The following is a 13,743-nucleotide window of genomic DNA, read 5'->3' as shown; positions in this document are numbered from 1 at the left end:
GCCTGCGTCAGCAGTTATCACCGACTTTCACAATCTTCAGTGCATTGGTGCCGCCGACCTGTCCCATCGGTTCGCCCCATGTCACAACAATCATGTCGCCATGATTCACCACGCCGTTATCGAGCAGCACACTTTCCGCCGACTTCAGCACCGTGTCGCGGTCCGGCGAATACGGCAGGGTGAAGGTGCGGACATTGCGGTACAACGCAGCCTTACGCTGGGTTGCGACACTCGGCGTCAGTGCAAACAGCGGCACATTGATGCTGTGACGGCTCATCCACAAGGCTGTCGAACCGGATTCAGTCAGCGCTACAATCGCCTTGACGCCAAGGTGATGCGCCGTGAACAAGGTGCCGTAAGCAATCGACTGATCGATCCGGGTAAACGCCAGATTCAGGAAATCGGCATCCAGTTTGTATTCCTGGAATTTTTCAGCTTCCAGACAAATCGCCGACATGGCTTCCACGGTTTCCACCGGATATTTGCCGGATGCGGTTTCTGCTGAAGCCATCACGGCATCTGTGCCGTCAAGCACCGCATTGGCGACATCGGAGACTTCGGCACGGGTCGGCACCGCATTGACAATCATCGACTCCATCATCTGGGTTGCGGTGATCGCGAGCTTGTTTGAGGCACGCGCCATTTTGATCATGCGCTTCTGCAGCGCCGGCACGGCGGCATTGCCCACTTCCACGGCCAGATCACCACGGGCAACCATGATGCCATCCGACGCATCGAGAATTTCCTGCAGCACCGGAATCGCTTCTGCGCGCTCGATCTTGGCGATCATCATCGGCTTGTGGTTATACGGCTCGCCGGCAATATTGGACAGCTGGCGCGCCATTTCCATATCGGTCGCATTTTTAGGGAAAGAAACGGCGATGTAATCCGCCTGAAACGACATCGCAGTCTTGATATCTTCCATGTCTTTGGCGGTCAGCGCCGGCGCTGTCAGGCCACCGCCCTGGCGATTGATGCCCTTGTTGTTCGACAATTCACCACCGATTTTCACGACGGTGTGAATTTCATTGCCTGAGATTTTTTCCACGACCAGCACGATCAGCCCGTCATTCAGGAGCAGCACGTCGTCCGGTTTCACATCGCGCGGCAGGGCCTTGTAATCCAGCCCGACCCGCTCCTGATTCCCCAGCGTGCAATCCGCATCGAGAATGAATTTGTCGCCGTTCGCAATCTGAATGCGCGTATTTTCAAATTTTCCGATACGGATTTTCGGTCCTTGCAAATCAGCCATAATCGCGACTTCGCGGCCGCACTCTGCCGCAGCCTGCCGTACCATCGCTGCACGGTCGATATGGTCCTGTGCCTTGCCATGCGAAAAATTCAGCCTGACCACATTCACGCCCGCATTCAGCATGCACTTGAGCGTTTCCACATCATTGGATGCGGGACCTATCGTTGCAACAATCTTGGTAGCACGTAACATCGGATCTCCTGGCTGATTTTTATTCACGAATATGCGATACAGACTGCTTTGCTTACGGCAAAACAGTTTTTCCTGCTGTTCTCAGCGCGCAGCGCGTTGCAACAGAATATCGACTGCCGGCAATACCTTCCCTTCGAGGAATTCAAGGAAGGCGCCGCCGCCGGTCGAGATATAACCAACCTGATCGCCAATGTGGTATTTGGCAATCGCCGCCAGCGTATCACCGCCACCGGCAATCGAAAAACCGGAGGAGTCGGCAATCGCCTGTGCCAGCACTTTGGTGCCATTGCCGAACTGGTCGAATTCAAACACGCCGACCGGGCCGTTCCAGACGATCGTACCCGACTGTTTGATCTGTTCCGCCAGTTTCGCCGCCGTTACCGGACCAATATCGAGGATCATGTCGTCATCGGCCACATCCGCCACGGACTTCACGGTAGCTGCAGCCGTGGCAGAAAATTCTTTTGCGCACACCACGTCCACCGGGATCGGCACCGAGGCGCCGCGCTGCGCCATGAGATCAATAATCGCCTTCGCTTCGTCCACCAGATCGGCTTCTGCCAGCGATTTGCCAATCTTCAGACCGGAAGCCAGCATAAAAGTGTTCGCAATGCCGCCGCCGACGATCAGGTTATCGACTTTATCGGCCAGCGACTTCAGGATAGTGAGCTTGCTGGACACTTTGGAGCCAGCCACAATCGCCACCAGCGGGCGTGCAGGCTGCCCCAGCGCTTTGCCCAGCGCATCCAGTTCAGCGGACAACAATGGTCCGGCGCAGGCGATCGCCGCGAATTTGGCGATGCCATGCGTCGTCGCCTCAGCACGGTGTGCGGTGCCGAATGCATCATTGACATACACGTCGCACAAAGCGGCCATTTTCTGCGCCAGCGCATCATCGTTTTTCTTTTCGCCCTTGTTGACGCGGCAGTTTTCCAGCAACACGACCTGTCCCGGAGCAACCTCCACGCCATCCACCCAGTTCTGCTTCAGTGTCACCGGAACACCCAGCAATTCCGACAGGCGCACAGCTACCGGGGCCAGGGTATCTTCCGGCTTGAATTCCCCTTCTGTCGGCCGGCCAAGATGCGAGGTCACCATGACCGCAGCGCCAGCCTGCAAGGCCTGCTGAATGGCCGGTACCGACGCACGGATGCGGGTATCTTCGGTAATGTTTCCGGCGTCGTCCTGAGGAACATTCAGATCGGCACGGATAAAAACACGTTTTCCCTGGAGCTGCTTACCTGCGATCAGGTCACTGAGTCGGTTGAATTGCATCGTGATATAGAATTGGCAAAGTTAAAAGAGAGGTGCTGCGTTACTCCGGCAGCTATACCGATCATCATGAACAGATGATCTGTTTTGTCATTCATCGGAGTAAAACCGCTATTTTACCAAAGCCGCCGCCCGCGCCACAGCGTTTTCCACAGGATTTATTACCAGACCACCCGGATCCGGACAGACTGTTCGACATTGAGATCAAGGAAGGTTTTACTCAGTGCGGAAAAGTTTCCTGCAAGACGCAGGAAGATTCAGGCCGCCAGACGGACAACGGTAAACACCGCCATGCCGAAAAAAATCGTTTGCAGCATATTTCTTCTTAGCAAGAAATAAATCGTCGCCATCACGCCCGCCACCAGCCGTGGATTGTTAATGGTGAAATTCATCTGGGACTGATAAAACAGTAAATCCGGCACAATGATCGCAGCCAGCGCACAGGCAGGCGCGTAGCGCAGTGCTTCCTGCACCCGTTTCGGTAAATTGATGCGGTTACCGGCAAGCCAGAATCCGCTGCGGGCAATCATGGTGGCCAGCGTCAACAGCAGTATCACACCCCAGATTTCAAGATCGCTCATCACTGCTCCTGTTCCGCTGCAGCAACGGTTCCAGCCACTCTTCAAACGCAATCGCCGCGCTCATTCCGGCAGCCACTGCCAGCAACAAACCCAGCTTGTAAGGAAAATTCAGTGCCAGCAACGCCACGATACTGGCAACAAGCACGCCAGCCACCGCAGCGCGGTTGAGCATCAGTGGCAGCATAATGCACAAAATCGCCAGCGTACCGGCAAATCCCAGACCCCAGCTGGCCGGAATCTGACTTCCGAGCAAAATCCCGATGACCGACCCGGCCTGCCATGCAGTCCAGTTTGGATAAATGACCGCCTTCAGATAAGCCAGCTTAGCGCTCGCATGCTGAAAATCAGGCAAGCGCTGCATAAACAGACCAACGGAAATATCTCCTGTCAGATAGCCCAGCCATAAACGGCTGCGCCACGGCAGGTACAGGAAATGCGGGGCCAGAATGGCTGAAAAAATCACGAACCGCAGATTCACCACCACCGCGGTCGCAAAAATCACCCATAGCGGAGCATGTACGGCGATCAGGGGCAGCGATGCTAGTTGCGCTGAACCCGCATACACCAGAAAAGTCATGCCCAGCGATTGCGGAATGCTGAGACCAGCCTTGATCATGGCAACGCCCACCACCAGTCCCCAGGCCCCGACGCCAAACCAGGTCGGCGCGCCATCCTTGAGTGCCCCTTTTCTGGCAGCCTGATCCGACTCAAAAGACATGAAAATTTCTCTGAGGATAAGTAAATTATTCTACCGGCAAATCAAAAAGGCCGCTGAGTCCTGACAGCAAGCTGCCGGAATCCGTTAAAATCGCCATTTGTTTTACAGACTTGAACGGAATCATCATGAGCACAACAAACGCTGCCAAACAAGTGGTTGAATTGCAAGCCAAAGACTTACCGGCACATTGCCCGAATCCTGCAATGCCGCTCTGGTCATCTCACCCCCGTGTTTTCCTTGACCTGTCCCATGGCGGCACAGCAACCTGCTCTTACTGCGGCACGCAATACCAGCTCGCGCCGGGGACAGTCATCAAAGGTCACTGATTCCGCACCATCATGTCTGCGGAAAAGCAGCTCAACGGCAGCGCGGATGAGGTGGAATCCGCCTTCTATGACGCCATCAGCCGCGCGGATCTGGATGGCCTGATGCATTTGTGGGCCGACGACGAGGAAATCGTCTGTATTCATCCCGGCGGATCGCGTCTGATCGGCCATGCCGCAATACGAGCCTCGTTTGAAGTGATCTTTGAGCGCGGCAGCGTGCAGATTGCTGCCTCGCAATTGCATGCCACGCACAATATGCTGACCGCTGTGCACAGCGTGATTGAGCAGATTCCACGCCAGAGTGACGCCATGCCGGACGTACACATTCTGGCGACGAATGTGTATGTGAAAACACCGCACGGCTGGCGTATTACCATGCACCATGCTTCGGTTGCCGCCGGCAAAGCGCCGCTGGACCTGTTCAAAGCCAGTGTGCTGCACTGATCAGACATGCCTGAATGAATTACCAATCACCAGCCTGGCTTCCCGGCGGACATCTGCAAACCATTTATCCGGCACTCTGGATCAGGAAACCCGACGTAGCTTTCCGCCGCGAACGCTGGGATGCGCCGGACGGCGATTTTGTCGATATTGATTTCATCGACGGCGAACCCGGAAAACCATTTCTGACGCTGTTCCATGGGCTTGAGGGCTCCAGCGACAGCCATTATGCGCGGGCGCTGATGGACGCACTCCGGCAACGCGGCTGGTCTGGCGCCATTCCGCATTTCCGCGGCTGCTCCGGCGAACTGAATCGTGCGCCACGTTTTTATCATTCCGGTGATGCCGGGGAAATTAACTGGATACTGCGGTGTCTGCATGCGCAGCATACCTCCCGGTCAGCCGCCGGAGCCTTCTTTGCAGCAGGCGTGTCACTGGGTGGCAATGCGCTGCTGCGCTGGCTGGGGGAATCGCAGCATGCGGCCGAATTTGTCACGGCAGCCTGCGCAGTTTCTGCACCGCTCGATCTGACGCAAGGCGGCGCTTCGCTATCGCGCGGGTTGAACATGCTGTACACCCGCATGTTCCTGAAAACCCTCAAGCCCAAGTGCTTGCAAAAACTGGATCAGTTTCCGGGTTTATTCGATAAAAACCGGCTGCTGGAAGCCCGCAATTTATATGAATTCGATAATGTCGTGACCGCGCCGCTGCACGGCTATCTGGATACCGATGATTACTGGCATCGTGCCAGCGCCAGACATGTACTGCATGACATTACCGTTCCCACACTGATTCTGAATGCCAGGAATGATCCCTTCCTCCCTGGCCGATATTTGCCGCAAACTGCGGCATCCTGTGTGCAACTCGATTACCCGGAGCACGGCGGCCATGTCGGTTTTGCCACCGGTCACCTGCCAGGCCGGCTGGACTGGCTGCCACGGAAAATCCTGCATTTTTTTAACGAAAGATAAACATGGATGACATCGTCAGGGCCGCCATCGCCAAATGGCCGAATGTGCCGCATTGCTACGGCTGGCTGGCGCTGGATGCCCGCGGCAACTGGCGCATGCGCGACGAACGCTGCCAGGGGCTGAACCTGCAGGGCGACATCATCCGCCACCCGGCCTTACTGGATTTCATTCACCGCAATTACCTGCACGATCAGGACGGCCAATGGTATTTTCAGAATGGTCCTCAGCGGGTGTACGTCGATCTGGAAGCAACACCGTATATCGCACGGACAGATCATCAGGGACTTGTACTGCATACCGGCAAACCTCTGTGCGCGCCAACTTCAGCATATATGGATAATGCAGGTATTTTGTATTTTGTTGCAGGACAAGTTGTTGCGCGGGTGGATGATCGCGATTTAACAGAATGCCTTACCTGGCTCAGGCTGCAAGATGCGCTCCCGGCCGATGATCTGCTGGAAGCATGGCTGGCCGGGGAACATGATTCAATTGAATTACAAATTGAATTTCCGTTTTCCTCCAATTCATCCCGCCTGACACTCAACAAAACCCAACTGAGCGAACTGATGCAACAGGCAGGCTATGTGCAACGCCCTCGCAAGCCGGAAAACAGTTGCGGATAAGATGGACATTCACCGTTCTGGCCAAGTTTGCGAGCTTTATCCGGCGGGATGCGCTCCGCGTTCGCATAGCAGGAAAATACTGGAACACAAATCAGGATATTGCTGCCCCAGCGCATAACAGCCATCCAGATATTCCCTGGAAATAATGTCGGTCTTGAGTAAGCGATCCCATTGAAAATTGGCCATCGCTTTAAAAAAAATACCTGACCGATGCATCACTTTGAGCCCGGCGGCGGCGGCATCACGTTCCAGAGTATCCAGGGTATAAGTACGGCGGTGCCCATGCGCCAATTCAGCAGGCGTCACTGCCGTATTATGTGAGATCAGCCCCATCTTTACCGCAATCTGCCGTGATGGCGCATTGGCATTCGGACAGACTAAAAAAAACCGGCCATATTCGCTCAACCATTCATCATTGATCCGTCTCAATATATGCACGGGATCATCCAGATGTTCCAATACATGCGTCATGACGATATTTTCATATTTCTGAGGCAGTTGCGCATGTTCAAAAGTAGTATGAACAAATTGAATCTGTTGAGGTAAGCTTGACTGCGCCACGCCCATAGCTTCTGCCGATGCCTCAACACAGGTAATGTTGTCACAATGCGCCATCAATCGCTTTGTCAAATCGCCTTTGAAGCTGCCTAGCTCCAGCGTCCGTCCAGCCTGCAGAAATGGGCGAAATGACTGGATCATATAGGGATGGATCACATCAAAATCAAAGTTGTAAGCGTATTGATGATCTGCCACATCTTTGATTTCAACATCATAGTTACGTTCAATACTAGACAATACTGACTCCCAGAGATAAATACATCGTTCGGTCATGCTCGCTGATATGTGTTTCCCGGAACCCGTGCCGAATATAGCACTGGTATGCGGCATTATTCGTCACATTAACCTGTAGTTGAATTCCGACATAAGCTTCTTTCTCCGCATGAAGTATGCATCGACGCAGCAGTTGCGACGCCAGCCCCTTTCGCTGCGAGTCGAGCGTGACGCTGAGATTCGTAATAAATACATTCTGGCGCTGTTCACAATTGCAATATGCCGCCAGCAATCCTTTTAATTCAGCGCCATCCCAGATTTCAAACCGCTCAGCAGCAGACAAAATTTTTTCTATATACGATCCGATATCCACGCGTTGTTGTAATTGCGTAAAAAATTCCCGGTCGCATTGCGTAAAGTGCTGCAGCACATCCTGCTGTGTTGCCGTATTTTGCCTGAAGATAAAATGATGAGCAGTCATTCCAGTACAGCCAAACCAAATCCGAAACGGCCAAACTCATTACCGTTATAAAGCAGATAGATATTTCCATCGCATTCGAATACATGTGGATAGCACTGCATGTCGCTATCCCATGCCCCGGGCGTGCCAATCAGTTCGGGACTGGCGTCATCCCGGCTCCAGTGACAGAGATCATCTGACCAGGCATGGCCGATCCGGTAACCACGCGTCGCATTACTACGGAAATCAAACGATTCCCGGTAACAAAAAAACATATGGTAACGGTCTCCCATTTGAATCACCGATGGCAAAGCCTGGCTTTCATCCCATCCTAACCGGTCAGGAATAATCTGATGCCCATCCTCTTTGATCCAGTCAATTCCATTATCGGAAACAGCGTGACCTATTTTATAGGTCCTGTCTGGCGGAGCATCCGGAGAGTACTTTTTCCATCCTGTACCAAAGATATACCACATGTGGAAACGATTACCGATCACCTTCACAAAGCCGTCACCGACCAGACAGGGTTCGCGCAAAGAGGCGGAAAGAATAGGGCCATCACCGATTCGCTCAAATGTTTCACCCTCATCGCGGCTCATTGCCAGCCCGATAGCCGTTTCAACAGATACAGAAACACGACGGCTCCAGCCACACGTGTAACCATATATCAGTCCATTATGACGAACTACATTGATAGGAAAAATACCATGTTCATCAAAACATCCCAATGCTCCCAATGGCATGACCGTATGTTCTGAGACGCGGCGTATCTGCTGTAAATTTCTGGTCATATCAACGAATGCGATATGACTTCGGAATTTTCCATTCCCATCCGTTGATCTGGTAGAAAAATAAATACGGATGAAATCATCAAACAACAAGGTTTGCGGCGATTGTGCAAATTGCAAACGGTGTCCCGGAAAATCAGAGGGATCAAAAATTTTTCCTAATTTACGCCATCGCATGATTTATTCCAATGTCCCATCCAGCACAGCAATTCCAAATCCAAATCGTCCGACCTGATTTCCAAGATACAAAAGATAAGTCAGTCCATCCAGTTCAAATACATGCGGATAGCTGATCATTTCAGCATCCCAGCCCAATGCAGACACGTCGATACCGGCACGGTTGTCATCTCGTGTCCAGTCCTTCAAATTGTGGCTATAGGCGTAGCCGATACGATAGCCTTTCTGGCTACTCCGGTAGCCCTCACTGTATCGGTAGCAAAAAAACATATGGTAAAGCCCATTCGCATAAAATACATCGGGACTGGCCTGCGCCTCATCTTCCTCAATACGGTCACTGATCAGATTTTTATTCCACTTCACCCATGAAATACCATCTGAGGATTCTGCCATTCTGATTTTATAAACCGGCTCCGGGCGTCCATCGACAATCTTCCATTTGAGACCGGCAATATAAAATAAATACCAGGTTCCATTGAAATAACGTATTTTCGGTCCGCTCAAAATAAAAGGTTCTGAGGGAGAACAGGACAATACCGGCCCTTGTCCTAATTTTGCAAACGTTCTCCCATCATCATCACTTTCTGCAACACCAATTGCAACATTGAATGGCACAGACTCACAACGCGTCCAACCGGCGTAATAGGCACGAACCTTTTGATCATGGCGAATCACGGATACGGGATATGTGCCAAACTCATCAAATTCCCCCAGCCCTCCCAAACTCAGAATTGGCTTCGTCGCAACAGACCTGATCTTAAACAGATCTTTCCGATCCAAATCAACATACGCTGAATAACTGACATAATTCCCATCGGCATCGGGCTTGGGGCGACATGAAAAATAAACCCGCACCACATCATCCATCATCAATGTTGCCGGTGCCTGCGCAAATTCAGCCATCCATTCAGGACCATGCATAGTTTGGGGTACAAATATCTGCCCTAATTTTTTCCAGTGGAACATAGCTTAAATGATTGTGTAGTGCTCAGAAACCAACTGCTGAACACGGGAAAGCGGGTTAAACATCAGAACATCAATAATCGAAAGCCAAGGCACAAACGGTGTTGAAAACTGCTGGTATTCAACAGGAGAAGACTGCAAAAACTGAAGCTCCAACTTATTTTCTCTGAAAACCTGCCGGTCATAGAGAGCGGTGCCGCCGATGGCATTCATGTATCTATCCGCATTCAGCACCTGACAGATGGCAATCACCTTATCTTGTCCTTTGAGCTCCTGATTAAACGGTAATTCCGATGAGAGACGGATGTCAGTCTGAATATCTAAATACCGGCAAACTAACTGCAAAGAATGGTAAATGTAATGGAATAAATTCCGTTCCTGACACATCAGTATTTCAGTTAATAACGGAAAGATTTCATCAAAAAAAGGAGCGCCCGCATAAGCCCCGGCAAATTGCCGAAGTAATTTCTCAGGTTCATAGTCACTCGCCAATTCTTTCTCGACAACATCCAGCGTATCCGAAGATTTTTTCAAAGGAAGAGAAAAAAATGCATCATGTCCATTCAGCAGCAGCCGATTGCGGTTAATCCAGCCCTTCTTGGTATATTTGATGTGATCGTAAATAACAAATATATCGGCAGCCTTAATCAGTTGGAAATAACCGATGTATGGCAAAAAATAAGGCTGCATAATGGAGACTATCACGCGCTATCCCTGATCAGAATGGTTTCAGCATTTCAGCAGGGATGTGCAATCAGCTGACAAATCTCATCCACCACCGACATCTCAAGACCGGGATAAATTGGCAGGCATAGAATTTTCTGGGAAATTTCAAGCGCCACAGGCAAATTGTCCGGATGTGCGGAAGCTAGTCCGCGATACATAGGAAATTGTGAAATCAAAGGGTAAAAATAACGACGTGGATGAATCCCCTTTTCTTTCATTAATGCATACAGAGCATCCCTGGTCATGGAATATTCCTGATGTACTAATATCGGAAAATAGGCATAGTTAGCCACACACTCCCCGGAATTCTGAATACAAGAAATACCCGGAATACCGGCTAATTTCAGGCGATAGGCTTCATCAATTTTCTGACGGCATGCTAAAGCAGAATCAATATGCTGTAACTGCAACAAGCCAAGTGCTGCATTGAATTCGCTCATTTTCCCATTGATTCCTGGCGCAACAACGGTGGTCTCTCCCACATGCCCAAAATTTTTCAGCTGATCGATCCTGACCTTCGTTTTCTCATCAGGACAAATAATCGCCCCACCTTCAAACGTATTAAAAACTTTTGTTGCATGAAAGCTCAAAACGGATAAATCACCGTACCGCAAGATACTGCCGCCGGCATCCTGCACGCCAAAGGCATGAGCCGCATCATAGATGATTTTCAGATTGTAATTATCAGCAATCCTCTGAATACCATTGACGTCACAAGGATGTCCATAACAATGAACCGGCATAATCGCTGTCGTGTGAGGCGTAATCGCTGATTCAATCCTCGCAGGATCAAGATTCAATGAGTGTGGATCAATATCTACAAAAACCGGTTTAATGCCATTCCAAAGCAAAGAATGTGATGTCGCCACAAAAGAATAAGGTGTTGTGATGACTTCACCTGTAATACGAAGCGCCTGCAAAGCAGTCACTAATGCGATAGTGGCATTCGTAAACAGGCAAATATGATGTACGCCAAAATAATCACATAACGCTGCTTCAAATTTCTGATGAAACTCACCACCATTCGTCAGAACTCTGGTCTCCCATATTTTTTCCAAATATGGGATCAGGTCATTCAGTGGCGGCAAAGTTGGTTTGGTAACAAAAATATTTTCTTTACTCATAGATACCCACATCACCGGGAACCGGAAAAATAACCTGATTATTGGTCGTTACTTCTATTGCAGCAGGCGGTAATCCCTGGCACCATCGTTGCCATATCGCACGCAACATGTGTTCAAGATTCGTCGCAAAAACATCCGTCTTTGAAAAAGGCGCATTTAAAAACCGGCTACGTAATGTTTGTCTTATGCTGCTTAAGCTCTCCAAATCAGAAGCAACCTGCTTTCCCAGCGCAACGAAGTCAGCATGATTTTTTGCTCCAAATTCCTGGATCAGGTTGACGTCAGACAAATTTGCGGAAGACTGCCGTCCTGCCGGGGTTGTTCCGGTCAGAGTCAGGGTGGGAACACCCATCCATAACGCATGGTTAGTGGTCGTGCCGCCGGTATATGGGAAGGTGTCAAGGCAAACATCCACTTTGTGGTGCAACGCAAGATAGGTATGCATATTGCTGCGATTGTGAAATTCAAGCCGCGTTTTTGGTATGCCTTCCTGCTCAAACCAGAACCATAAATGTTCATATTCGCCATTGGCAGGCAAACCTGCAATCAACATTTTCGCCGTCGGTATTTCCCGCAATAACTGCGCCCATAACGCAACAACTTCCCTGCCGATTTTATCAATCCTGTTAAAACTGCCAAACGTTATATAGCCATTTTCCAGCGCCGGCAAAGCATTGACATCGGGTGAATCAGAAATAGGCAGGAAAGGAACGGTCACGGGTAATCGGGCAATTTTCTCAGTGAATTGATCGTCCAATTCAAAAGCCGGTAAGAAATGCCGTCCTGCCAGATAGTAATCCATCGCCTGCAATCCGGTGGTTCCCGGATAGCCAACCCAGCTGACTTGTATTGGCGCGGGCTTACGGGCAAAAGTCAGTAACCGGTGTTTACCGGTATGGCCGGACAGATCAATCAGTATGTCGATTTTATCTGCCAGAATCTTCTGTGCAACCTGATGATCGTTCAATCCAACGATCACCTGCCAACGTGGAATGGTTGCTTTAATCCGCTGAGTGATCTCATCTTCTGCTTCATGATTGTAATAGACGAATAAAGACAGCGATTGAGAGTGCTGCAAAGCAGCCAAGACGGGTTCCAGAAAAAAAGCAACGGCATGCGCACGTAAATCAGCGGAAACCAGCCCGATCCTGAGTGTCTTTTGTGGATCTTTCACATTATCGTGTACTGGCCATATAGCACGGAATGGCGCTTCAAACTGATCGCCAAACCGTTTATGCTCCTCAAATAACTGCTGTGCAGTGAGACGGTTGCTATGACTCAGGCAAAATAATAATTGTGTATATGTTGGAACCATGTCAGGTTGTTTGCGCAATGCGGTGCGACAAATTTCCACTGCATCATCAATACGGCCGAGTTCCCTGTATACATCGGCAAGATTGCCATATGCGCGCAAATAATCGGCATCAGTCTCAATTGCTGCCTGATAGTGCTTCATCGCGGAAATCAGATCACCGGCGTCTTTCAATGTGGCAGCCAGATTGCCATGTACCTGCGCGTAAGCTGGCGCCAGTTTTAATGCTTGCTGATAACTGTCAATCGCATCTTGAAAACGCTTCATATCTCCCAGTACGTTACCTCTGGCCACGTAAGCATCAACAAAATCAGGTTTTAACTGAATTGCCTTTTCATAAGAATCAAGCGCAGCGTCGGGACTGTTCTGAATAATTTGTGCGTTCCCCAAATTAAAATGCGCCGCGGCATAATCGTGATTCAATTCAACTGCTTTACGATACATGGTGACTGCATCCGGAATTTTTTCCATCTGCAATAAAACATTTCCCTTATTGAGGTAGGCACGTGCTAAAGCCGGAGCCATTTCGATGGCCTTCTCATACAGTCTCAGCGCCTCGTTCATCTGACCGTTTTCTTCCAATTGATTACCCCGATCAATCAATTGCACAGCCTGCTCGCTTTGACTGATTGGTGTTATTTCCTTTGAGGATTTTGGTGTCACGCTGAATAAGGCTTGAATCCGGTTAAGTATTGTCATACCTGATCTTTGTCGATAATGTTTGATTGAACTTATAGCTGACGTGTGAGCCAGCGCGTTAATTGATCCACATGTTCTGTTGACAATCCTGACTCCATCAAGCGCCACTTAAATGCATTACCTAATTGCGCTTTTTTATAAACATTCGATTGGTGTTTTGCTTTAAAACTCTCCAATTGCTGGAGCATCTTCACAAACAGCTCCTTCTGTTTTCTCTCCACATATTTATTATTTTTATTGATAGCTTCTGTCTTGTGTCTTTCCAGATAAAAATCCGCCAGGGAAGATCCAAATATTTTTTCCTCTTTTGCATTAAACCAATTGAACACCATGCCCTCCTGTCTTTT

At 50.0% G+C, this 13,743-nt stretch carries 16 protein-coding genes; 4 read left to right on the top strand and 12 right to left on the bottom strand.

Annotation, left to right across the window (positions count from 1 at the left end; translation table 11 throughout):
* Nucleotides 1-7: 7 nt before the first annotated feature.
* From pyk to H8K27_RS04340, 4 genes are all read right to left on the bottom strand, one after another.
* Nucleotides 8-1,444, bottom strand: a complete 1,437-nt coding sequence (pyk, locus tag H8K27_RS04355) for a pyruvate kinase (protein ID WP_186861945.1) — start codon at nucleotides 1,442-1,444, stop codon at nucleotides 8-10.
* Between the two features lie 81 nt (nucleotides 1,445-1,525).
* Complete coding sequence (locus H8K27_RS04350; protein ID WP_186861944.1) at nucleotides 1,526-2,719, bottom strand: phosphoglycerate kinase; 1,194 nt, start codon at nucleotides 2,717-2,719, stop codon at nucleotides 1,526-1,528.
* Between the two features lie 254 nt (nucleotides 2,720-2,973).
* The gene (locus H8K27_RS04345) at nucleotides 2,974-3,297 is read right to left on the bottom strand and encodes an AzlD domain-containing protein (RefSeq protein ID WP_186861943.1); all 324 of its coding nucleotides are present in this window, start codon (nucleotides 3,295-3,297) and stop codon (nucleotides 2,974-2,976) included.
* Nucleotides 3,284-4,015, bottom strand: a complete 732-nt coding sequence (locus H8K27_RS04340) for an AzlC family ABC transporter permease (protein WP_186861942.1) — start codon at nucleotides 4,013-4,015, stop codon at nucleotides 3,284-3,286. Before H8K27_RS04340 ends, H8K27_RS04345 begins: the two co-directional genes overlap by 14 nt.
* A 125-nt stretch (nucleotides 4,016-4,140) precedes the next feature.
* Between H8K27_RS04340 and H8K27_RS04335 the strand changes: the two genes are divergently transcribed.
* The 4 genes from H8K27_RS04335 to H8K27_RS04320 are packed head-to-tail and all read left to right on the top strand — an operon-like array spanning nucleotide 4,141 to nucleotide 6,376.
* Nucleotides 4,141-4,341: a zinc-finger domain-containing protein gene (locus tag H8K27_RS04335; protein ID WP_176803976.1), complete on the top strand. Its 201-nt coding sequence runs from the start codon at nucleotides 4,141-4,143 to the stop codon at nucleotides 4,339-4,341.
* A 12-nt stretch (nucleotides 4,342-4,353) separates the two neighbouring features.
* Complete coding sequence (locus H8K27_RS04330; RefSeq protein ID WP_186861941.1) at nucleotides 4,354-4,785, top strand: YybH family protein; 432 nt, start codon at nucleotides 4,354-4,356, stop codon at nucleotides 4,783-4,785.
* 14 nt (nucleotides 4,786-4,799) lie between these two features.
* Nucleotides 4,800-5,753 (top strand): YheT family hydrolase, encoded by a 954-nt coding sequence (locus tag H8K27_RS04325; RefSeq protein WP_186861940.1) that lies wholly within the window; start codon nucleotides 4,800-4,802, stop codon nucleotides 5,751-5,753.
* 2 nt (nucleotides 5,754-5,755) lie between these two features.
* Nucleotides 5,756-6,376: a DUF2946 family protein gene (locus tag H8K27_RS04320; RefSeq protein ID WP_186861939.1), complete on the top strand. Its 621-nt coding sequence runs from the start codon at nucleotides 5,756-5,758 to the stop codon at nucleotides 6,374-6,376.
* A 36-nt stretch (nucleotides 6,377-6,412) separates the two neighbouring features.
* On the opposite strand, the gene H8K27_RS04315 is transcribed toward H8K27_RS04320, so the two are convergent.
* The 8 genes from H8K27_RS04315 to H8K27_RS04280 all read right to left on the bottom strand — a co-directional run bounded on the left by H8K27_RS04315 (nucleotide 6,413) and on the right by H8K27_RS04280 (nucleotide 13,728).
* Nucleotides 6,413-7,171: a class I SAM-dependent methyltransferase gene (locus H8K27_RS04315; RefSeq protein ID WP_230418860.1), complete on the bottom strand. Its 759-nt coding sequence runs from the start codon at nucleotides 7,169-7,171 to the stop codon at nucleotides 6,413-6,415.
* Nucleotides 7,164-7,628: a GNAT family N-acetyltransferase gene (locus H8K27_RS04310; protein WP_186861937.1), complete on the bottom strand. Its 465-nt coding sequence runs from the start codon at nucleotides 7,626-7,628 to the stop codon at nucleotides 7,164-7,166. Before H8K27_RS04310 ends, H8K27_RS04315 begins: the two co-directional genes overlap by 8 nt.
* A complete protein-coding gene (locus tag H8K27_RS04305; RefSeq protein WP_222610573.1) occupies nucleotides 7,625-8,485 on the bottom strand; it encodes a glycoside hydrolase family protein in 861 nt (286 codons plus the stop codon). Before H8K27_RS04305 ends, H8K27_RS04310 begins: the two co-directional genes overlap by 4 nt.
* A 90-nt stretch (nucleotides 8,486-8,575) precedes the next feature.
* Complete coding sequence (locus tag H8K27_RS04300; protein WP_186861935.1) at nucleotides 8,576-9,538, bottom strand: glycoside hydrolase family protein; 963 nt, start codon at nucleotides 9,536-9,538, stop codon at nucleotides 8,576-8,578.
* Between the two features lie 3 nt (nucleotides 9,539-9,541).
* Nucleotides 9,542-10,240, bottom strand: coding sequence for a WbqC family protein (locus H8K27_RS04295; protein ID WP_186861934.1), 699 nt, complete (start codon nucleotides 10,238-10,240; stop codon nucleotides 9,542-9,544).
* A gap of 32 nt (nucleotides 10,241-10,272) precedes the next feature.
* Nucleotides 10,273-11,385 carry a DegT/DnrJ/EryC1/StrS family aminotransferase gene (locus H8K27_RS04290; protein ID WP_186861933.1) on the bottom strand — a complete coding sequence of 371 codons (1,113 nt, stop codon included), beginning with the start codon at nucleotides 11,383-11,385 and terminating at the stop codon, nucleotides 10,273-10,275.
* Nucleotides 11,378-13,504, bottom strand: a complete 2,127-nt coding sequence (locus H8K27_RS04285) for an O-linked N-acetylglucosamine transferase, SPINDLY family protein (RefSeq protein ID WP_186861932.1) — start codon at nucleotides 13,502-13,504, stop codon at nucleotides 11,378-11,380. Before H8K27_RS04285 ends, H8K27_RS04290 begins: the two co-directional genes overlap by 8 nt.
* Nucleotides 13,429-13,728 (bottom strand): hypothetical protein, encoded by a 300-nt coding sequence (locus H8K27_RS04280; protein WP_186861931.1) that lies wholly within the window; start codon nucleotides 13,726-13,728, stop codon nucleotides 13,429-13,431. The genes H8K27_RS04285 and H8K27_RS04280 overlap by 76 nt, the downstream gene beginning before the upstream one ends.
* Between the last annotated feature and the right edge of the window lie 15 nt (nucleotides 13,729-13,743).

The sequence above is a fragment of the Cognatundibacterium griseum genome (assembly GCF_014284195.1).
Lineage (GTDB): Bacteria > Pseudomonadota > Gammaproteobacteria > Burkholderiales > Burkholderiaceae_D > Undibacterium > Undibacterium griseum.
This window is presented reverse-complemented; position numbering and strand designations above follow the sequence as displayed.